Raw genomic sequence first — 20372 nt, 5'->3', positions numbered from 1 at the left:
TCCTTCACTAATAAAGAGTCCTTATCCCTGAAAAAGTTTACAATAAAACTAAAACTTTTTACTGAAATAAAAAAGCTACTCTCCCTTTTGAAGAATAGCCCCCGTTCGTGCAAAAAGAAACGAACTCCTGTTACTTATTGCATTTATAACTTTAACTTGATTGAAAAACCATAGCTGGTCCATGCCAAAGTTCACTTTCCAACATCTCTTCTTGATATGAGGAGTCTTTCGTAAACTCGGAAATTACCTTTTTCCAAAAAGCATATGCAGGTTTATTTTCATAAGTTTGTCTTACTTCCCATACACCTTTAAACTGTTTAAATATAGAAAAAGCAACTTGCTTACCAATACCTTTACGTCTAAACTTTCGCATTATGAAAAAGTCACTTATTATGTTTGTTTTTTCAGCGTTACTTAGTTTTGTGAAGTCTCTTGGAACGTCAAGGGCAACTAATGCGAAACCTGCAATTTCTCCATCAACTTTAACTATCAAAGGACGACGATAATCTTCAGTCCATTGATGGTCAAGGTACTTATATAAATATAGACCGTGCTGACCTAATATGTGACCATCAAACTCACTACTGTCATAACGATATAACTGAATTAAATTAGAAAGAACCACTTTATCTTCATAAGGAACAATTGATAATGTTACATTCATTAGAAATTTTCCTCCGAAATCTCATTAACTTAAATCTCTTATCTTACATTAATTTTGACATAGATAGTCAATTATCCTGCTTGAACAAAACTGCTTCGTTAGTTAAGTACATTTTTTCACAAACTTCCTTATATCATTTCAATTATTTCTATAAATTCGGTTTATACTTAACTACTTAATTATGTACATCCTTTTACAACAAAACATCCCTTTAGATAATAAGTCTAAAGGGGTAAAGCTTAGCAACTTTATTTCAAACCAACAATATGGTTGCACGTTAGAAAGAATCTAGAGTTAACATAGTTGACATGTACTCAAAGTAAAATGCCTTTACTAAACGGTATGTAAGTACAATAGTTAAGATATAATCAAGCCGTATGATGTTGCCTGAACATAAAGATAAAATAATATCGCATCACTTCGATAAAGGGAAAATAGTGAAGCCTATACTTGATGAAGCATGAGTAGAAGAATTTGACGAAGTAATACATACCGCATTAGAGTTTCATTCCCTTGTATGTGTTACGAATTGGGTAAATGGATTTACGGATAAAATTGAAGGATTTATTCATTACGCAGATCTGATAAATAAGCAGATAAGAATTAAAGACATTGAAGAAAATGTACACAGAATTACTCTTGAATCCATCATAAATATACAAATTAAGTAATTTAGGTGTGTGTATTTTAAAAAAATTCCAGAAAAACAAAGAGAAGTTTTGAATGCTATAATTGATTATATCGGGCTACAGTCAGGAAAATGCTGGTTTACAACACTAAAAAAGTTTTAGTTTATAAAAAGCCGATTTCCATCTTCAAGGAATCGGCTTATCAATTTAGCTTGTTACACTAAAGCACCCGTTTGTTTAAGTACATTTCTTCACAAACTTAGTACTCAATATCAATGGCGTTTTCAATTATCACAGGAATGCTGCCCAGTTAGCTCAATAAGCCAAAAGGGGGCTTATTGCCCCAGTTCTTTGTCTTTCTTTTTTATTTCACTACTAACAATTTTTAGTGCTTGAGTAAGTAATTCAAAAAAATCAGTATTAATTTCTCTATCTATACTTTTCAGTTCAAAAATATTCGGGTTAAGCGAGTGTTGTTCGAATGACAGTCCCTTGACTTTTTGTTCAAAGGTGGCCTTTTCTCTCGCTGTAAAATTTTCATCTGGTGAATGAACAAAACGATTTCTTATTTGATTATAAGCATATATCTTTTGCCATAATATTTCGGTATCGTTGATATTTAATCCAACAACTCTCTGTAAGTAAAAAAGATATTTTTTTATACCATTATGCCTAATATCTTCAGGACTTAATGATATATTATAGTTTCTTTCACATTCATTGCATATTGTATTGAGTGTTTTTTCAAAATATGAGTACTGTGATATTAAAGCTGACGTTCTCATTATCTTAGGGAAAACCTTTTCGATATTATAAAATTGGTCCTCATACATATATTCAAAAATTTGATTGTGATCCTCGGGTGGATAGTTCTTTACATGTTGGTTATAAGACTGTTCTAATTGTGACTGTTCCTTATGAATATTTTCTTCCATAAACTCAATATAATTTTTAAAGTTTTCGTTCTCCTAATCAATCGCAAATTCAAGCCAAGTTAATCTTCTATACATTAGTGCTCTCCTGTTATTTTTAATAAAAGCATAACACAAGATTAGAATCTGGATCGAGTATACTTAGTTTACTTATGGAACTAAACTACCCTGTTAGTCGAATAAGAAAAGCTACTTTGTTTGACTGCCGATTAAGGACCCATTTCTCCCGTTTATTGCACAGTTTATTCGAAATGCGAACTACTCTAACTTTTCAATTTTTTTAATATGGTTTTTGTTTACCGCTGTCCAGTCAAGAAGAATCCATCCATTTTTTTCTTCTAACGATTCGATATAATCAGATATATTAAGATTTTCTTTATCCTCGAATGCTATATCTATGGAATCACCTTGACCTATATCTATTTTGAATTTATTTATGAACAACATTTTCACTCCTTCACATTTTGTGTCAAATACGCATTATTCGTTTTTCTTCTTTAACTAAGCTCCCTCTATATAGAAAGGACAATCTCACGATTTCTCTTGTTTCCTCCAAATTTCGTATTAGTTTGTTTTAAAATCCATTTGAAGATTGGAATTATAGTGTACTAAAGGGTAATTTTGGGGGCAAAATGAAAAAGAAACTTATAGGTAACCAAACCAACCTTATCCAAAGGATGGATAACTAGGTAAATTATGGTTGCACTGGTGGATCTCCACATTTCTCATGGAGGTCAACCCTCCCATTTCTCACAGAGTCTTTGCTCCCAAATTCCTTCGTCCAACTTTTCCATGAGGTGGATGTCAGTCATGCTGCCCGACAGGGTCCTTGCCCGTATTTTAGTTGTTATACTGACTAATCCGTGCTTCAAATGTTTAAAACAATTAACCTACTAAATTATTTCGATTCAAAAGAAAATTAAGCTGCCGCCTGTAATACTGTCATATGAGGAATATCCCTTAACATACGTTCTTCACTAAAATCACATTGTTTTTTACCGATGGTAAACAGAATTCGTATAAGCTTGTTGCATATTGCAATCAGCGATTGCATCTTTTTTAAAGGATTATTTTGGCGTTTTGTAAAATACTCATGTAAAGCTTTAAAAGCAGTATTCTTAGCCACCAAAGGCATTGCTACACGGAAGAGGAGTGCTCTTAAAGTCTTCCTACCTCTCTTCGTGATTTTGGTTTGCCCTTTGTGCTTTCCTGAAGTATTTTCCTTTAGACTAAGCCCAGCTAATTTGATAATTTGCCTTGGGTGGGAGTAGTAACTTAGGTCTCCTACCTCTGAAAAAAAGCCCGCAACCGTGTCTTTACCTATTCCCTTAATCGCCAACATTTGTTCTACACCTGGAATCTGTTCAAGAAGCTTATCTATGTTAGATTCCAGTTCTTCGAACTTTTCAATTATGAGTTCATATTTATCTATTAACGTGCGAAGCTCTAACTTAGCCATATCTGAACCTTCACGAATGCCAATTTAAACCATTGACGCCTGCTTTAGTTCTTTTATTTTACTGAGTCCCACTGCACGTTTTACAGCTTTTCTAAGGTGTTCAAGTATCTCTTGTTCGGTTAGATTTACTAATTCATGAGGCAATACATTTAACTTTAATAATTGTAAAGCAGCCTTACCTTCCCAATCTTTAAACACGGTTAAAAATTCTGGAAAGTAGCGGTCTATCCAATTATGGATTTGGCCTTGAACTGCTTGGAGATCAACAGATAAGAGATCACGTATTTTTCGAGCTACTCGAAGTTCTGCATAAACTCCTTGAGGAATATTCGGTTCAGCATATCTCCCGTCTTTGACCAACTGCGCAATAACTCTTGCATCCTTTACATCATTTTTAGTTGGAGAATTATCATCTAACTCTTTACTTTTCTTTACATGCATAGGATTTACGACAACAAACTTTATATCTTGATCCTTAAGAAAATGAGATAAATTAAACCAATAATGACCTGTTGGCTCCATTCCAACAATTACTTTATCCATTTCATTTTGATCCATTAATTGTTTAATCCACTCTACGAAATTATTAAAGCTAGATTTTGTATTTTCAAAGTTGAATGGTGTCTCAAATTCTAAACCTCTAAAGTCTTGAGCTCTTGCCACATGCTTGTATTTAGCAATATCAACACCTATAATCAATGTTTGAGATGTAATTTGAGCAATCTTTTCATTTTGGTTATAATTCATTTAAATAGCCTCCTGGTAGTATGTTTGTGCCCTTTTTGCCGCCAAGCTTAGGACACTCATATCTTACCAAGTGGCTTTTTTATATTCAAACCTCATATTTCTTCATTTCAGGAATGCTGCCCATTAGCTTAATAACTTCAACAAAAAAAGCGTTAATCCTTCTTTGATTAACGCACCCTTTAGTTTAAGTAGAAACCTTCACAATCTCTTCTATACTTTAAACATAATCCAATCTATTAAATAAGTAATTCCAGAATCAGAAGCAATATAGAAAAGCGCCCGATTGTATAAAATTAAATATAATGAACAATTAACTGATACAAAGCTATTGAAAGCCCTAGAATACTCGCTTTTACTTTAGCAGGATGGCATTTTTTATTACCATACAAATAAATGGAAATAAATATAAAGCCTACGGGAAGCCATAGTTCAAAGACGCCATTCTTTGTAGTTTGAGAATAAATCGGAGCAATGTAGGTGCTAATCAAAAAATAAAAGAAAATCGTAAAACGTCGTGTTTCTAACTGTTTGCTCCACCTAACTAGAAGGACAATGATTATAATAGCAATAATCGTGATATGTAAAGGTGGTAAATGAATAGAAATACCATTCCCTAAATTGAATTCCATCTTTTTCACACCTCTCGATAAAAAACTGCTAACAATCTGGCCCGTTTCTTTTTCTACAAAATTGCATAATTTAGATAAGCACACAACTAAATGGATCTTCAACAAAATGGCCCGATTGTTGAAAAAAAACCTAATGACGAATGTTCAACTAAATGCCCCATTAGCTTAATAATAACTTTAACAAAAAAAGCGTTAATCCTTCTTCGATTAACGCCCCCGTTAGTTTAAGTGCAATATTTCACTTTTCCTCTATTTTTGTAATGTTTTTGTATTTTTTCAGGAAAATGGAAGGGTTTTATATTATTTTGTAGAAGAGTTATTAATGTGTAAATCTTTTTATTCTAAAATATTTTAATAGATATGTTAAGTAATATGATATGAATCTAAAGGCTAAAAGTGTCCCGTAATGTAATTGATACTTTTAGCCTTTAAACATTAAATTCGGAGATCATTCAAATGACGACTACTTTCCTTAAATTAATAGCTGTAGTATCTATGCTTATAGATCATACAGGACAATTCATCCCTAATACCCCAGAATATTTAAGGTATATTGGTAGATTAGCTATCCCCATCTTTGCCTATTTTGTAGGAATTGGATACAGAAAAACTTCTAATAAAAAGAAATACATGATTCGCTTATATGTTTTATCGGTTGTTATGGCCTTTATCAATTTAATCATTAATAGTTTCTATAATGATTCAGGGGACTTTATCAGAAACAATTACTTTGCGACGTTATTTTTAATTGTTGTATGTATTCATATATTGGAGAAAAGACAGGTTAAACTTTATGTGCATTTCATTTTATGGCAGATTATCAGTTTCGTTTTATTAGTTCTTTTAGACTGGCAGTCCATAGTGATTATTCAGCAGCCTACAGGGATTACTACTCCTTTTTATGGTGATATTTTGGGACATATTATGATTGTAGAAGGAGGAATTTTCTTTGTTATATTTGGTGTTCTACTTTATTTGAGCAATAATAAAATAAAACTTACTGTAGCTTATTGCTTATTTAACCTATTTCTCTTTGCTGCTTACGCTAAGTGGGGTGGGAGGATACCATCTTATTCAAGATTATGGTTTCCATTTGCTGATTACCAATGGATGATGATTGGTGCTTTACCTCTATTATTGCTTTACAATGGAAAAAAAGGGATCGGATTAAAATATTTCTTTTATTTCTTCTACCCTATTCACATTATTATTCTTTATTTTATTGGAGAAAATCTCCATTAACATTTTAATAAAATGTTGTAAGGAGGTAAAAAATTGAGCGATAAAGAAAAATCCATTGAGGAACTTTTACTGGAATTTGCCAAGCTTGACCGTAAATCCAAAAGAAAGCCAAGGGAATTAAAATCAGATGGATTCGGGAATGTACTACTAGATCCCAATAATCCTGATGATGTTGAATGGTATGAGAATGACGATGACTATGACATAATTAATCGATCGAGAAAATGAAAGCAAACAGGCGAAAAGCGAAGATCCCTCTTCTCCGTTTTTTTCCTGTTTTTTGATTATTTCCCGACCTTAAAACACCCGAATGCGGCTTAAAGTTGCGAAATTCAAAGGTTCAACTTTCAGTAACTGCCGAGAAGCAATGTTATGTCTAATAGGAATTTACAACGCTAAGAAAGTTTTCACATAAAACAGCTGATTTTTAATTGAGGAATCGACTTTTAAATTTTGCTTGTTTCACTAAAGCCTCCATTAGTTTAAGTACATTTATTCACAAACATCAAGCTCAGCATCATTATGTAGGATTTACGCATCATTTAGAATTGCATCAACAGTATAACGAGCGTTTTCGCTTATTTTTTTATCAAGGTTGTTATAAGTAATTAATGCCTTCCATAATGCCCAACCTTTAGCACGATCCCAGGAACCTTTATCTAAATTCATACTTTTAATAAATACTTCTCGACTATCTTTATCAAAAAATGTCCATGCCATAGCTAGGTCACAAGAAGGATCTCCTGTACCTAAGATTCCAAAATCAATAACACCTGCCAGATGTCCATTTTGAACCAATAAGTTTCCTGGAGCTATATCCCCATGTACCCATATAGGCTCGCTTTCCCATTTACTTAAGAGAGCTTGCTCCCAAATCAACTGACACTTTTTTATATTAATTTTTCCTTCAAGTTTAACTAAAGCCTCCTTTGTTTCAGAGTCATAGACACTTAAATCTCCACCCCTATAAAAATTATGAGGACCAGCGATTGGTCCATTTGAAGCATTTATACTTTCAAATTCCAATAAAAAGTTCGCTAATTCTTCCGCAAATAATGATAAATTAATATTATTTTTATTAACTGTATCCCCTGATAACCATTTATTAATAGACCAAACAAAAGGATATTCGGCAGTTGGATGCCCTTTTGCCACGGGTTCAGTAATTGGAAGAGCTAAGTTTTTTGCTAATATGGGTAACCATTTTGCTTCTTTTTGTACTTGTGGTTCATATGCTTTTCCACTGGGCAATCTTACAGTCATTTTTTCACCCAAATGAAATGTACGATTATCATGCCCGCTGTTTTTGACTGGCTCAATTTTTAAATCTTTCCATTGAGGAAATTGCTCTGAAATTAAATTCTCAACTAACTCTACACTTATATTCATAAGTCCTCCAAACTAATTGTATTAATTACTATTATAAAAATTTCAATAGTTTCATCCTATCATATTTTCTTCAACTATCCTGCTCCGTTAGTACAATAACTTCAACAAAAATCAGCTATAATCCTTCTTGGACTATAACTACCCGTTATTTATTTTAAGTACAATGGTTCACAATGCAATCTAGTTCATCATTAGTTTTATGAATGTTTAATTGTTTGACTAAAAAGAAACAATACCCCTTTACCAATAAATGTACCTAACAAACATATAAATATATAAATAAGAACCCAAATCCAAAAGGACGTATTAAATATAGTAAACATACTAATAATGCTTACCAAAAATGTCGCTGAAGGACCTGCCCAAATACTTTGAAAAAGTTTATAACTGAAAATACCAATCAAAAATACTGAGACAGGAAAAATTATTAAGATAGATAGAAACTCATTCATTTGAAATATAGTCATCGAGCCGTAAATACCAAAAAGTATAACAATCAACATAGCAAACAACACCATTTTATTTACACTGCTTTTCATAACTTTCATAGCCCCCGTTTTATTTAATAGATTGACTCCTACTTGGTATGAATGTTTACCTGTTTTTAGTTTACCTTTCTTCTACTAACCTGCTTTGTTAGCTTAATAACTTCTACAAAAAAAGCATTAATCCTTTTTCGATTAACGCACCCGTTACTTCAATAACAAACTTTTGATTGATACAAGTAAAATAATTATAAATACAACTATACTTAGCTAGCCGTAACTTTTTTGTCCCTTTTGAAATTCTCTTAATCCCATTACCAACATCGTTAAACCTACAAACAACATCATATATGGTTGAAACTTAAAATCCTCAGTAATCAATCCATACCCTGCAAGTAAAATAACTGTTATTGATAAAATAATTTGCAGAAACTTTAACAATTAAAACCCCCCCTTTAACCAAGTTACCACATATTCCAAATTGATTGTTAAACTAACCTGCCCCGTTAGCTTAATAACTTCAACAAAAAAAAGCGTTAATCCTTCTTGGATTAATGCACCCGTTCGTAATATAAGGTTAGCCAGATTTTCTGGTTGACCTTTTTATATATGGTCATATGATTACGGTAGTCGAGGGAGAACGTAGCACCCGTGGGACTCGATCCCGTCAACTAAACTGTTCACCCCCTGTTTCAGGCTGGTTGGGACAAGGAGCCCGTTTAACAAGCGAACCTATGACATTACAAGGAGCCTTAGGGGATACCGACAATTATTGTTTTATAGAGGAGGAGACTTAATAATGAATCCAGTCATTGGTCTGGATGTTTCAAAAGGTGAAAGTCAAGTTCAAGCATTTTTAGATAAAGGCAACCATATCGTAAGAGCTTTAGTATCAAACACAATACTGAAGGTTTAGGTAGTTTATTAGATTTCCTTCATGAAGTAGAGATTTCAGCTGGGGAACATCAACCTTTGGTCGTTTTAGAATCAACTGGACACTACCATTTTCCTATCATTCAATTTCTTGAGGAGCAAAATGATATTTATATTGTTGTCAATCCTCTTATCTCACATAGAGCCAAGAGTTCAAGTTTGCGGAAGGTAAAAACAGATGAAGTTGATGCTTATCACCTTTGCGAACTGTTTTATAAAGAAGAGTTAGAGCCATATAAAAAACGAGGGATACAACTCTTAAACCTTCGTAATCTAACAAGACAACAGGAAAGTATTGCCGAAGTAGCAGCACAGACTACAATACAGCTGCATACCCTTTTGGATCAAGTATTTCCTGAATATAGAGGAGTTTTTGGAAGCCTATATTCAAAGGTCTCATTGCTTACATTATTAGCATTTCCTACGTCTCAAACAGTGTTAAGTGTGAGTGAAAAAGAAATAACAGAGAAAATAGCTTCGCTATGTATTAGTCGTTCAAATGCATGGGCAAATGAAAAGGCAAAAAAATTAAGAGAAGCAGCCCTTCGTAACCCTTTTCAAAACAATCTTTACCAGAGTCATATTTTTAATCTTGAGTTATTAGTTAAGATCGTTCTTCAATACCAAGAGCATCTATCTAAGATTGCAGATGAAATAGATGCCCTCGCTAAAGAAATTGAAGAATATCATATACTCCAGTCTATTCCTGGAATCGGAGAGAAAATCGCCGCCACGATTATTTCCGAAATTGGAGAATTAGATCGGTTCAATGACGCCAAAAAGCTCGTTGCATTCGCTGGAGTAGATCCTAGTGTTTACTCTTCTGGTAAGTATACTGCATCAGTCAATCGAATTACCAAACGAGGTTCTTGTAGGCTTCGTCACGCTTTGTATATGGCTGTTCAAAGTGGAATTCGTGATTCTCGTAAAAAGAAAACGACAGATGAAATAATCGCACGCAATAAAAGATTAAGAGAGTTTTATGATAAGAAACGTGAAGAAGGAAAACCCTTCCGAGTAGCAGTTATTGCATGTGTTAATAAGCTCTTACATTGGATTTACGCATTACTAAAAAGCAGAACTACTTTCCAGGATATAGCTTAAAAACTATATCTAACTAAATACAACAAAACCTTCCAATTAAGGGATAACGGAAGGTTATTTGGCATGAACATTTTTAGTGTATCATGAGGTTATAAATCTTTTTATTGAAAAATGTTGACAAACTATTAGCTGGTTTAGTTGAAGAAGAAAATTTAAAGTTTAACACACTCATTGCTTTCTTTTTTGGTTATATAACCATTAAAATAGCTTCAACTACTAATATCATAATTAGAATAGACTTATTGGATATCGTTATTGAAAGCACCTAACGGCTGAAACATTACAATTAAACAAAGAAAAATCTTCCCTTTAGTATGCCTTTTTAAGAGTATCATTACATATTTGAAATGGCTTCTCGTGTTGTCCATGTAGCACTACTGAAAGCTCGGTAGTTCGTAACAGCAGCATGAAAATCGTTTTCACTAATCGTGGCAGTTGCATCGTAAACAACAGCTGTCTTGAAACCATTTTCGATTAAATCTCTCATATGCGATTCAACACATACGTTTGATAATACCCCAGCCAAAATTACTTGTTCTTTTCTACGTTGCCTTAGTTGATAGACCAGATCATTTGTCTGAGGACTGGCCACCTTGTGAGGTGTTGCAATGACGGTTGTTTTGTCCCAGATATACGGAGCTAAAGTTGGAACATAATCGGCTTCTGGAGTTGGAGTACTATATTGATTTAATTTCTGATAGACACGCAAACTAATCAACATCTCTTGTTCGTTCCCTGTAAACTGCCAATCATAGTCATGTGGATATAAGAAGTGTGGGGAAACAAAGAGTTGATAACCTTTACTACGGGCAGTGCCTAACAGTAGTTCCAAGTTGGCTAAAGTATTATTCTGTTTAATGTTAGCCTTTGTCAAATGATATCCTCTTCCGCCTGGAGACAAAAAGTCATTTTGAGGGTCAGTAATAACAATTGCAGTATTCGCTGGGTTTGGTTTAAACATAGAATTGTTCCCACCTTTTTTATTCTTTTACTTATCGATTATACAAACTACATTGATTAAAAATTCCTTAGGAAAATGAAATTTTGAATTTAATGAGTGACAATAAAGTACGGATAAACAAAAAGACCGCCGAAAATGGCTGCCAGATATTCAACTCTTGCTACCCGTTAGTTTAAGTAGAAACCTTCACAATCTCTTCTATAATTTAAACATAATCCAATCTATTAAATAAGTTATTCCAGAATCAGAAGCAATATAAAAAAACGCCTCTTATTAAAGAAAAGCGCCCGATTGTTTAAAATGGGCAGAAATAAATAAAAACTATTAAATATAATGAACAATTAACTGATACAACGCTATTGAAAGCCCTAGAATACTCGCTTTTACTTTAGCAGGATGGCATTTTTTATTACCATCCAAATAAATGGAAATAAATATAAAGCCTACGGGAAGCCATAGTTCAAAGACGCCATTCTTTGTAGTTTGAGAATAAATCGAAGCAATATAGGCGCTAATCAAAAAATAAAAGAAAATCGTAAAACGTCGTGTTTCTAACTGTTTGCTCCACCTAACTAGAAGGACAATGATTATAATAGCAATAATCGTGATATGTAAAGGTGATAAATGAATAGAAATACCATTCCCTAAATTGAATTCCATCTTTTTCACACCTCTCGATAAAAAACTGCTAACAATCTGGCCCGTTTCTTTTTCTACAAAATTGCATAATTTAGATAAGCACACAACTAAATGGATCTTCAACAAAATGGACCCGATTGTTGAAAAAAACCTAATGACGAATGTTCAACTAAATGCCCCATTAGCTTAATAATAACTTCAACAAAGAAAGTGTTAATCCTTCTCTTAGATTAACGCCCCCGTTAGTTGAGTAAGTATATAGAAAAAAGGCTGCCGAAACAGCCAAACTTGTTGAATTTATTTACTACTCTATTAATAACGCTTTAAGCTCTTCTGTCATTTGTTCCACTAATTCAGGTCTTCCGTGAAACTGGGCCGGAGTATTTTGGTATAATTGAATACGCCAATATCCTTCGTTTTTTACAACAATAAGAGTGTGATGAGTGTTTACGTTTGGGTTAATGTCATTTGTTTGAGGAGATACCATTCCAGCAATTGCTCGTACAATTACTATGTCAGAACTTAGAAATTTTACATCTTTTACTTTGCTAACAAATAGAGCCGTTTGATGGTGCTCAAAGATTGGATTAAGGTGCGAAAATATTTCCTCCCTGCAGATTGATTGACTTCCATCAAAACCAATACTTTCACCATCTTCTGTAAATAAATCTGCCATTCCACGAGCGTTTCGATTATTCCAAGCATCTAATAGTTGTTTATAAACTGCTTGTACTTCTTTAGAAGAATTATTCTCCATATTATTCACTACTCCTTTAATCCTGATATTTACTTATGATTCTAAAATAGAAAAAATCAATATTCAATTTTAGTACTTATGTATTTTCTTATTCCACTAACCTGCCACGTTAGTCAATACCAACCTGACTTTGTAGTTCCATCATTATAATAAACTTTCACTTCTGGGTCATAATTAACTGGAGTCTCTGAGAAGCTATACCATATTCGACCTTTACTAGTATTCATAATTGTAGCTTTATTAAAATCTTGGTCTTTATATTTTATCTCTATTGCCTCTATTGAAGGGTCATTAATTACACCAAATGTTACGGACACTAGTTCTTCGTCCGATTTTATATGCCTTGGCTGTAAGTTACTAAACATTCTGGTTAAAATCATATCTTCTTCGTTGAACAATTTACTTCCTGCACCATAACCCCACCGAAATCCAAGAAGGGTATTTTCTACTAATCCTACTGATAAACTATCATCCTTGCCATAAAATATGATAGTATGCCCTTTATAGTCAGTGGTATGGAATATTTCATCCATTGGCACGTTTGATTCGCTTATAGCTTCATCGAGAGTTTTATAATTCACTTTATAATAAGTAAAAACCACAATGAAGCCCAACAAAATAATGAATGACATAGAAAAAACTTTTTTTAATTTCATATTTCACCTCCAAAGGAAATAATGCAACATAAATGAGCCAATGTCTTTATTACACTAAACTGCTCATTAGCTTAATAACTTCACAAAAAAAGCGTTAATCCTTCTCGATTAACGTCCCCGTTACTTTAAGTACAGTAATTCACAAACTTATTGGATTTTTCCTTTTCCAGTCAATTGTGTTACATCAACCAAACCTAATTGACCAAAGGTATAAATATATTCAGATTGATTTCTCTTTGTTACTCCTTGTATATTTACAAAGTATTTATTATCTTCTTCTAACAAATTATATATTCTTGAATCCTCAATCATTACCTTATATCTCTCTTTATTTGGATTGTTATCATTAGCATTGGCACCTATCACCCACATCTTTATATATTTTCCTGGTTCAATATGATGTTCCTTCTTTTCAATTTCAAAAGTCATTACAATACTTTTATAAGATTTTTCCTCATTAGATTTCCCCCCAGCAAAAAACAAACATAATGGAAAAACTACTATTAAGAAAAAAATAATTAGCAAAACTGCCCACTTTTTACGAGATCTTAAACAAAAATCCAGCCTCCCAATATAGGTTCTCCTCCCACGAAACTGCTCCATTACTTTAAGCACACTAAAAATTTCGCAAAGCATATTTATATCTGTTTCTTATCGATTTACATTTAACACAATTACCACACTTGAGGCTGTTCTGAAATTCCATCTTTGCCCTATGCTATAAATATACATTCCTTCTTCACTGGGAGATGTAAAGCTAAAGTCTGGTAACTCTTCTTCTTTCTCCAACTTATTATTCACCCATTGTTTCAGAACTACTTTTTTGGGAACTTCTTCATAATTTAACTCAATTATTGTATTAGGTTTAATAGTATATGGTTCCACGTTTTGATAAATTGATGGAGGTTCGTTATTATCTACTTCCGACTGATCAGCAACATAACCGATATAGCCTATCTCTTGCTCTTGCCCCCCAACAGTAATACTAGGCGAAACTACTATTCCATCTGAATTACAAGCAGCCAATAAAATACTAAACATCAGCAATGAAAAAATACAAAGTTTAATGGCGATCATCCCCGTTATCTTGTATGGATTTATTTTATTGAATAAATATTTACAATGAATTATTAGTAAATGCTCATTCCTGTTGCGATTTATTATTTTACAAGTCGAGTAGAAGAGAACCTCTCTACCTCACGGTAAATTGTGTTCTCCCCCCTCCCAGAACCGTGCTTGCGCAATTAACGCACACGGCTCCTCCTAGTTACCATTCACAAAATTATAGCTAATCTTTTAATATTTAATTTTGCTATTTCTGCTATCCTTACTAGTCTTGTTTCCATTTATGATTCCTACCTCTGTGTGCAGTAAATGGTCCCTAGCAAAGGTGGTAACTGGTAGCTAGCCTTTCCTCCATCGGCATTACCCAACTTCATTGGTACTACGCTGCTATCCGACTCCCTAATCGGCGTTTGGCTTCCTTACTTTGTATCGCTTGTACTCCATACTCTTCTAACAAGAAAAGACCGATAGGGTCTCCCGAGTTGCCGTATCATATCAATGTGTAACGTGCCAAGGTCTCTGACCCCAGAGAGGTTTCATTCTTCTTGCCATTTACGAAGTATGAAATGTTGCTTTCTGCTGCAGGTAAAGCATCAGCCCTCTCGATTTACTAACATTATGGGGCTCAATCCCTTCAACCATTTGGCTTTCGGCCCGTCACCTAACTGTCTACGCTTAAAGACTAAAGTTACCTTTAGCCCTCCAAGACTCGCTACGAGTGAATGGCTAGTTCTTGCTCGACGGGAATCCCACCCGCTATATGATACGACCTAGGCTCGGCCGCACACCTGCCCGTTAGTACAATAACTTCAACAAAAATAAGCGATAATCCTTCTTCGATTAAAGCACACATTAATTCAACCAGTTCTTGTTATTTAGGATTAACTTTCAAGTTTTCTCCTATAATTTTAGTTGCTTCGTAAATAACACCTTTATCATAAGATTTAATCTCAAAATAACCATTATAATAATTCCAAAATTCAGGAGTGTGTGAATTTTCTTCAAGATTATCTAATATGTTGTTAAACATAGCAGTTGCTTCTTTTTGTGAAGGGTGTTTTCCAACCATAAGCCTAAATTTTATTTGCTCCTTGTTATATGAAGCCGCCGTCGTTGATATTTCATCTAATTTTCTAAAATAATCTTCTGTCATTCCTACTGTTTTAGAAATATCTATTTCTGGCTGTTGATTACAAGAAACCGTTATAAGCAAAAAAGCAAATAAGAAGTTAAATAACAATAATTTTCTTTTCATAAAGCATCCCCCATTTTCAAAATGCCTTCGCTTTATTTTACCATAAAAACCCAATCCTTCTTATTCATCAATCCTGCCCGTTAGCTTAAAAACTTCAACAAAAAAAGCATTAATCCTTCTTGATTAACGCCCTAATAGTTGAATAGTGTTTGTTTAGTTTTCGTTAAATAACGAATCTAATTTCTCCAAAATTTGTTCATTTTCTTTATAATAAAAGTCATTTATTTGTGTAGTTGACAAAGAAAGTTTTAATTCTTCCCCTTCAAAAAGTGTTACACTATATATAACCAACTCCCGCATCTTGGTTTGTAGAAGGTTCAAATATGATGTCTTTAATACTATCAAGCCAAGGGTTAATAATCGATTTATCTGTAATCTCCTTTAATTCTCCGTTTCCGTGTCTAATCTCTATTTTGGACACTTCTGTTAAATTCCCTGAGTACATTTCCTCGAAAGTCATAGGTTCATGTTTTAAACACCCTGCAATGGATAATATAAGCATCGTTGATAATAACCTTAAGTAGATTTTTTTCATTTTAATTCCCCCTTGTTAAACTAACCTGCCTTACTTGAATAAGAAAAAAACGATCCTGTATTTTGAAGAATCGCCCCGTTACTTTAAGTACATTTTTTCACAATCTTGCTAAATAAAATGAGAACTGCAAAGCAACCGCTTTGTATAGCTGTTCCCAAGGATCAATTTGGTTAAAGACTAGATATCCACTCGTGATTACTAGAATGGCATACTCCTAAAGCATTCTTTAACCATTCTTTTTGTTCAAGAGATAAATAAGGTAAAGACATTTCAAAATCGTGTCTATGATTTTTTGCATCCTTTGTATCTAGATATGTTGATTTATACAAGAGTACAATTTCCGGAGATAGAAATTTCACTCCAGCTTTATCTAGAATTGCTTTATCCAATGAGCGTTTTATAGAATGGTTAGAGGAGAAATAAAACTTTTCGTCATCTCGTTGATTAAACAAGAATTCTACATAATCGAAATCAATTTGTTCATCATTTGCGAGAGTAAATTGAAAAACATTATCTTTTTCTGTAGGTTGTAACTGACAATTAGAATTGCTATTAGGAAAACAAAATATATTTCGTTTTACGAGGAATTCCGAAATTTCATATAGTTCTTGTATTTTGCCTTCCCCACAAGCCTCGAATACTCTCCACCCTGCATTTAGCATAAAGGAAATAGTTTTATTTCTATCCTCCCAAAATACGGAAAGGTCTAAATCTTTATGTTTCCGTGTAGTCTTTCCAATAAAAAAATCAATTGCGTCGCCTCCACAAATAGACCAGTCAAAATTTGATTTGGCGAAAAAATCAACTGCTTTGGATATAATATTTTGCATATGTATCACTCTTTCAGTTCAAAAGAACAACATTCCGACATCCGTTTATAATATATTTTCTATATTTATCTTTCTATTCCTTCTTAAATTAAACTGCCCGTTAGCGTAAGTACAATTCTTCACAATCTATATTTAATTCACCATAGATAACCTAAATGCAGTTTTTGAATTTCGAGATTTGGTGGCTTTGATCCCATGCAGCATGAGTCCACTATCTCGCACCATTTATTATCATTGAAAAATAACTATACAAAAATATTCGTTAACATCTGCTATTTATGTACAGTTGAACAATTATGTACTTATAATAAATTAGATAAAAACGTATGTTATATAAGCATATGGATATATTTTTTAAAAATGTACATGAACATTTATGGAGATATCACTAATCCTATTATATACCCATTAAGATCACACGGCTGCTTTACCCGTTGTAATAGCATGCGTGAAACAACATAAAATCACCTCCAGATATATTTCTAACATGGCTCCATATGCAGAACTGATAGTCCCTCAACTACATGTTACGATATACATGTAATAGTTCACACTTGATACCAACACCACTTAATTGTGAGGTTGCAAAAAATTTTTAAGAAAAATAGTTGACATCTCTGCTACTCGGTGTTACGATGTACCTGTAATAAGTAATACTGGATAGTGTGATTCCCAAAAGCTATTCAGTAAAATTTTTACCTCAGTACTAAGTTATACTGAATATAGGTCAGACAGAATAGAGGTGGCTCTAAACATGGAAAATTTAACTGAAATGCTGAAGGGTTCGCTGGAAGGCTGCGTGCTAGAAATTATCAGCCGCCATGAAACTTATGGCTACGAGATTACTCGCCGCCTGAACGAGCTTGGGTTTACCGAAGTCGTGGAAGGGACGGTCTACACCATCCTTGTGCGATTAGAAAAAAAAGAACTGGTGAGCATAGAAAAAAAACCGTCAGATATGGGCCCGCCCCGCAAGTTTTACTCACTTAATGATGCTGGCCGTCAGGAACTTGAATTGTTTTGGAAAAAATGGGATTTTGTATCATCAAAAATCAACGTCTTGAAGTCAATCTAGCTTCATAAGTTAATCCATCCGATATTTTTGGAGTGTCTTGTTCAGCTTTATAAAAAGGAGGAAAAATAACATGTTGGAAATGTTCAAGAAAATGATTGGTGATAAAAAAGAGTATAAGATGATGATGGCACGGGTTGAAGCCCTGCCAGAGGACTATCAATTTGTATTTAAGAAAATTCAAAACTACATGTGGAATTTCGCATCGGGCAATGGGATGGATATGCTGCACATGCAGTATGAATTAATCGAGTTGTTCGAAGCTGGTGCTGCGGAAGGGAGACAAGTGCTGGAAATCACTGGGGACGACGTGGCGTCCTTTGCCGACGAACTAGTGGCAAACGCTAAAACCTATGTCGCCAAGTATCGTGAAGATTTGAATCAGAGTATCAAGAAACGATTAGGAAAAAAATAAATTCAATAGAAAATACTGACTGAATAGCTGGTTAAAAATGTGAGTTGCACATTCGCTATTCAGTCATATTTTCAACTTGGTAATAAGTAATACAGATTATCAGTCATACTGAATAGAAGTATTTAGGAAATCTAGCTCCGCAAGGCGCTATTTATAAGGAGGAAAAAAGTATGAGCAATGTAGCGATTTCTGTAAAAGGGTTAAAAAAATCCTTTAAAGACAAGGAAGTCTTAAAAGGGGTGGATTTTGAGGTACGGCGTGGCGAAATTTTCGCACTGCTGGGCTCAAATGGAGCGGGCAAGACGACGACGGTCAACATCCTTTCGACGGTGATGAAGCCCGATGGCGGCAAAGTAGGTATTTGCGGTTTTGACGTCCATCGTCAACCAGATCATGTTCGCCAGAGCATCAGCCTGACTGGGCAGTTCGCAGCTTTAGACGGCATGCTCAACGGGCGGGAAAACCTGATGATGATCGCCAAGTTGCGGGGAGTTTCCAATCCCGCTCAAGTCGCCGACAATCTTCTTGCAAGATTTAGCCTACGTCACGCGGCCAACCGCCGGGCAGACAAATATTCCGGCGGGATGAAACGCAGGCTTGACATCGCCATGAGCCTGATCGGAACGCCAGCAGTCATTTTTCTCGACGAACCGACGACAGGGCTTGACCCCGAAGCCCGGATTGAAGTCTGGGAAACCGTCAAGGAGCTTGCCGGCAGCGGCACGACCATCTTGTTGACGACCCAGTACCTGGAGGAAGCCGAACAATTGGCGGACCGTATCGCCATCCTGCATGGCGGAAAAATCATCACGACCGGTACCCTTACCGAACTCAAAGCAATGTTCCCGCCAGCGAAAGTGGAGTACATCGAGAAGCAGCCGACATTGGAGGAAATTTTCCTCGCAATCATCGGCAAAAAGGAGGAGATGTAAATGAAAAGCAAAACAAAGGTATTATTAGGGCGTTTAATGCGTAACATCATGCGCAGCCCGGATACGATTATCACGGTGGCGATTACGCCGATTATGATGATGCTGCTGTTTGTCTACGTATTTGGCGGCGCCATAGAGACAGGAACGGACAACTACGTCAATTATTTATTACCGGGAATCTTGCTGATGGCTATCGCATCCGGAGTCGCTTACACTTCCCTGCGGTTGTTTAATGATGTAAAGAGCGGACTGATGGCGCGTTTCATTACCATGCCCATCAAACGCTCGTCGGTATTGTGGGCTCACGTGTTGACCTCGCTTGTTTCCAATGCGCTTACTGTCGTGGTAGTTATCCTCGTCGCACTCTTGATGGGCTTCCGTTCCAGCGCTGATATCCTGCATTGGCTCGCGGTAGCTGGAATACTCGCGCTGTTTACGCTGGCATTGACATGGCTGGCGGTCATTCCCGGATTGACAGCTGGGTCTATGGAAGGGGCGACAGCCTACTCATACCCGCTGATTTTCCTGCCATTTATCAGTTCGGCCTTTGTCCCCACCGAAACCATGCCTAAAATTGTCCGTGCGTTCGCTGAGAACCAGCCCGTTACCTCAATCGTGAATGCGATTCGCGCCCTAATGTATGAAGGGTCCATTGGCAACGATATCTGGATCGCGCTTGCCTGGTGCGTCGGCATCATGATCATCGCTTACTTCTTCGCCAATAAACAATTTAAACGCCAGTTAGGGTAAGTACACCATTACGGGGTTGGCCATATCAATAGTCAGCGCTGCAATGAATGTATTTGCTATCACGTGGAAGGCTGCTCAAATGCCGGGGCAGCCATCGACGAAAACATGGAAACCCACAAGATTGGTGTGATTGGTGGCGCTCGATCACTTAATCCAACGCGAGATTTGCCATCCATGCTTTAGAAGACTTTACAGCCGGTTAATGTCTTTCGCAGGAAGAATAAAGCCCATAGATATAATTGATAGTAAAAGAGTAGATTCCGAAGCAAAACCGCCTTGATAATCGATGTCA

The 20372-nt window shown here is 35.1% G+C and carries 22 protein-coding genes and 3 pseudogenes; 8 read left to right on the top strand and 17 right to left on the bottom strand.

The features are described from left to right. Positions 1-151: 151 nt before the first annotated feature. Positions 152-664, bottom strand: a complete 513-nt coding sequence (locus KHA93_RS05570; protein WP_213109828.1) for a GNAT family N-acetyltransferase — start codon at positions 662-664, stop codon at positions 152-154. Between the two features lie 479 nt (positions 665-1143). Here KHA93_RS05570 and KHA93_RS23815 point away from each other — a divergent pair. Then, positions 1144-1335 (top strand): annotated as a pseudogene (locus KHA93_RS23815) (YolD-like family protein); the annotation flags it as partial. Positions 1336-1628: 293 nt separating this feature from the next. Here the strand turns inward: KHA93_RS23815 and KHA93_RS05560 are convergent. The 4 genes and pseudogenes from KHA93_RS05560 to KHA93_RS05545 form a co-directional block, all read right to left on the bottom strand. Beyond that, complete coding sequence (locus tag KHA93_RS05560; RefSeq protein WP_213109827.1) at positions 1629-2228, bottom strand: hypothetical protein; 600 nt, start codon at positions 2226-2228, stop codon at positions 1629-1631. Between the two features lie 255 nt (positions 2229-2483). Continuing rightward, a complete protein-coding gene (locus tag KHA93_RS05555) occupies positions 2484-2672 on the bottom strand; it encodes a hypothetical protein (RefSeq protein ID WP_213109826.1) in 189 nt (62 codons plus the stop codon). Positions 2673-3144: 472 nt separating this feature from the next. Then, positions 3145-4431 (bottom strand): annotated as a pseudogene (locus KHA93_RS05550) (IS110 family RNA-guided transposase). 293 nt (positions 4432-4724) lie between these two features. Continuing rightward, positions 4725-5060 carry a hypothetical protein gene (locus KHA93_RS05545; protein ID WP_213109825.1) on the bottom strand — a complete coding sequence of 112 codons (336 nt, stop codon included), beginning with the start codon at positions 5058-5060 and terminating at the stop codon, positions 4725-4727. Positions 5061-5516: 456 nt separating this feature from the next. On the opposite strand from KHA93_RS05545, the gene KHA93_RS05540 reads away from it, so the two are divergent. Together KHA93_RS05540 and KHA93_RS05535 are read left to right on the top strand one after the other, a co-directional pair. Further along, positions 5517-6302, top strand: a complete 786-nt coding sequence (locus tag KHA93_RS05540; RefSeq protein WP_213109824.1) for a TraX family protein — start codon at positions 5517-5519, stop codon at positions 6300-6302. 33 nt (positions 6303-6335) lie between these two features. After that, positions 6336-6530 (top strand): hypothetical protein, encoded by a 195-nt coding sequence (locus KHA93_RS05535; protein ID WP_213109823.1) that lies wholly within the window; start codon positions 6336-6338, stop codon positions 6528-6530. A 303-nt stretch (positions 6531-6833) separates the two neighbouring features. Here KHA93_RS05535 and KHA93_RS05530 read toward each other — a convergent pair whose 3' ends face one another. The 3 genes from KHA93_RS05530 to KHA93_RS05520 form a co-directional block, all read right to left on the bottom strand. Then, on the bottom strand, positions 6834-7691 hold the full coding sequence (locus KHA93_RS05530; protein ID WP_213109822.1) for an aminoglycoside phosphotransferase family protein: 858 nt from the start codon (positions 7689-7691) through the stop codon (positions 6834-6836). 197 nt (positions 7692-7888) lie between these two features. Beyond that, complete coding sequence (locus KHA93_RS05525; RefSeq protein WP_213109821.1) at positions 7889-8239, bottom strand: DUF2651 family protein; 351 nt, start codon at positions 8237-8239, stop codon at positions 7889-7891. Positions 8240-8446: 207 nt separating this feature from the next. Continuing rightward, positions 8447-8617: a DUF3953 domain-containing protein gene (locus KHA93_RS05520; protein WP_233711048.1), complete on the bottom strand. Its 171-nt coding sequence runs from the start codon at positions 8615-8617 to the stop codon at positions 8447-8449. A 358-nt stretch (positions 8618-8975) separates the two neighbouring features. Here KHA93_RS05520 and KHA93_RS05515 point away from each other — a divergent pair. After that, positions 8976-10213, top strand: a pseudogene (locus KHA93_RS05515) (IS110 family RNA-guided transposase). Positions 10214-10547: 334 nt separating this feature from the next. On the opposite strand, the gene KHA93_RS05510 reads toward KHA93_RS05515, so the two are convergent. From KHA93_RS05510 to KHA93_RS05470, 9 genes are all read right to left on the bottom strand, one after another. Beyond that, positions 10548-11174, bottom strand: coding sequence for a cysteine hydrolase family protein (locus KHA93_RS05510; protein ID WP_213109820.1), 627 nt, complete (start codon positions 11172-11174; stop codon positions 10548-10550). A 324-nt stretch (positions 11175-11498) separates the two neighbouring features. Continuing rightward, a complete protein-coding gene (locus KHA93_RS05505; protein ID WP_213109819.1) occupies positions 11499-11834 on the bottom strand; it encodes a hypothetical protein in 336 nt (111 codons plus the stop codon). A 283-nt stretch (positions 11835-12117) separates the two neighbouring features. Further along, positions 12118-12570, bottom strand: a complete 453-nt coding sequence (locus tag KHA93_RS05500; RefSeq protein WP_213109818.1) for an SgcJ/EcaC family oxidoreductase — start codon at positions 12568-12570, stop codon at positions 12118-12120. A 113-nt stretch (positions 12571-12683) separates the two neighbouring features. Next, complete coding sequence (locus tag KHA93_RS05495; RefSeq protein WP_213109817.1) at positions 12684-13226, bottom strand: hypothetical protein; 543 nt, start codon at positions 13224-13226, stop codon at positions 12684-12686. 147 nt (positions 13227-13373) lie between these two features. Next, a complete protein-coding gene (locus KHA93_RS05490; RefSeq protein WP_213109816.1) occupies positions 13374-13841 on the bottom strand; it encodes a hypothetical protein in 468 nt (155 codons plus the stop codon). Positions 13842-13877: 36 nt separating this feature from the next. After that, entirely contained in the window at positions 13878-14303 is a 426-nt protein-coding gene (locus tag KHA93_RS05485) for a hypothetical protein (RefSeq protein WP_213109815.1), read from the bottom strand. Between the two features lie 859 nt (positions 14304-15162). After that, positions 15163-15546, bottom strand: coding sequence for an IolE/MocC family protein (locus KHA93_RS05480; RefSeq protein ID WP_213109814.1), 384 nt, complete (start codon positions 15544-15546; stop codon positions 15163-15165). 277 nt (positions 15547-15823) lie between these two features. Beyond that, a complete protein-coding gene (locus KHA93_RS05475) occupies positions 15824-16081 on the bottom strand; it encodes a hypothetical protein (RefSeq protein WP_213109813.1) in 258 nt (85 codons plus the stop codon). A gap of 170 nt (positions 16082-16251) precedes the next feature. After that, on the bottom strand, positions 16252-16911 hold the full coding sequence (locus KHA93_RS05470; RefSeq protein WP_213109812.1) for a nucleotidyltransferase domain-containing protein: 660 nt from the start codon (positions 16909-16911) through the stop codon (positions 16252-16254). A 754-nt stretch (positions 16912-17665) separates the two neighbouring features. Here KHA93_RS05470 and KHA93_RS05465 point away from each other — a divergent pair. From KHA93_RS05465 to KHA93_RS05450, 4 genes are all read left to right on the top strand, one after another. Next, on the top strand, positions 17666-17986 hold the full coding sequence (locus KHA93_RS05465) for a PadR family transcriptional regulator (RefSeq protein ID WP_213109811.1): 321 nt from the start codon (positions 17666-17668) through the stop codon (positions 17984-17986). Positions 17987-18056: 70 nt separating this feature from the next. Further along, complete coding sequence (locus KHA93_RS05460; RefSeq protein WP_213109810.1) at positions 18057-18398, top strand: DUF1048 domain-containing protein; 342 nt, start codon at positions 18057-18059, stop codon at positions 18396-18398. 170 nt (positions 18399-18568) lie between these two features. Beyond that, positions 18569-19330, top strand: coding sequence for an ABC transporter ATP-binding protein (locus tag KHA93_RS05455; RefSeq protein WP_213109809.1), 762 nt, complete (start codon positions 18569-18571; stop codon positions 19328-19330). Further along, positions 19331-20080 (top strand): ABC transporter permease, encoded by a 750-nt coding sequence (locus tag KHA93_RS05450; protein WP_213109808.1) that lies wholly within the window; start codon positions 19331-19333, stop codon positions 20078-20080. It abuts the gene before it with no gap. Positions 20081-20372: the final 292 nt, after the last annotated feature.

Source organism: Lederbergia citrisecunda (assembly GCF_018343695.1).
In the GTDB taxonomy this organism is placed as follows: Bacteria; Bacillota; Bacilli; order Bacillales; family Bacillaceae_C; genus Lederbergia; species Lederbergia citrisecunda.
Note: the sequence above shows the minus strand (reverse complement) of the source record. Positions and strands in the feature narration are given on the sequence as shown.

Bases quoted from the DNA above. Each gene is read 5' to 3' on its own strand.
- KHA93_RS05570 (WP_213109828.1), bottom strand. From the start codon at position 664: ATGAATGTAACATTATCAATTGTTCCTTATGAAGATAAAGTGGTTCTT.
- KHA93_RS05560 (WP_213109827.1), bottom strand. From the start codon at position 2,228: ATGGAAGAAAATATTCATAAGGAACAGTCACAATTAGAACAGTCTTAT.
- KHA93_RS05555 (WP_213109826.1), bottom strand. From the start codon at position 2,672: ATGTTGTTCATAAATAAATTCAAAATAGATATAGGTCAAGGTGATTCC.
- KHA93_RS05545 (WP_213109825.1), bottom strand. From the start codon at position 5,060: ATGGAATTCAATTTAGGGAATGGTATTTCTATTCATTTACCACCTTTA.
- KHA93_RS05540 (WP_213109824.1), top strand. From the start codon at position 5,517: ATGACGACTACTTTCCTTAAATTAATAGCTGTAGTATCTATGCTTATA.
- KHA93_RS05530 (WP_213109822.1), bottom strand. From the start codon at position 7,691: ATGAATATAAGTGTAGAGTTAGTTGAGAATTTAATTTCAGAGCAATTT.
- KHA93_RS05525 (WP_213109821.1), bottom strand. From the start codon at position 8,239: ATGAAAGTTATGAAAAGCAGTGTAAATAAAATGGTGTTGTTTGCTATG.
- KHA93_RS05510 (WP_213109820.1), bottom strand. From the start codon at position 11,174: ATGTTTAAACCAAACCCAGCGAATACTGCAATTGTTATTACTGACCCT.
- KHA93_RS05505 (WP_213109819.1), bottom strand. From the start codon at position 11,834: ATGGAATTCAATTTAGGGAATGGTATTTCTATTCATTTATCACCTTTA.
- KHA93_RS05500 (WP_213109818.1), bottom strand. From the start codon at position 12,570: ATGGAGAATAATTCTTCTAAAGAAGTACAAGCAGTTTATAAACAACTA.
- KHA93_RS05495 (WP_213109817.1), bottom strand. From the start codon at position 13,226: ATGAAATTAAAAAAAGTTTTTTCTATGTCATTCATTATTTTGTTGGGC.
- KHA93_RS05485 (WP_213109815.1), bottom strand. From the start codon at position 14,303: ATGATCGCCATTAAACTTTGTATTTTTTCATTGCTGATGTTTAGTATT.
- KHA93_RS05480 (WP_213109814.1), bottom strand. From the start codon at position 15,546: ATGAAAAGAAAATTATTGTTATTTAACTTCTTATTTGCTTTTTTGCTT.
- KHA93_RS05475 (WP_213109813.1), bottom strand. From the start codon at position 16,081: ATGAAAAAAATCTACTTAAGGTTATTATCAACGATGCTTATATTATCC.
- KHA93_RS05470 (WP_213109812.1), bottom strand. From the start codon at position 16,911: ATGCAAAATATTATATCCAAAGCAGTTGATTTTTTCGCCAAATCAAAT.
- KHA93_RS05465 (WP_213109811.1), top strand. From the start codon at position 17,666: ATGGAAAATTTAACTGAAATGCTGAAGGGTTCGCTGGAAGGCTGCGTG.
- KHA93_RS05460 (WP_213109810.1), top strand. From the start codon at position 18,057: ATGTTGGAAATGTTCAAGAAAATGATTGGTGATAAAAAAGAGTATAAG.
- KHA93_RS05455 (WP_213109809.1), top strand. From the start codon at position 18,569: ATGAGCAATGTAGCGATTTCTGTAAAAGGGTTAAAAAAATCCTTTAAA.
- KHA93_RS05450 (WP_213109808.1), top strand. From the start codon at position 19,331: ATGAAAAGCAAAACAAAGGTATTATTAGGGCGTTTAATGCGTAACATC.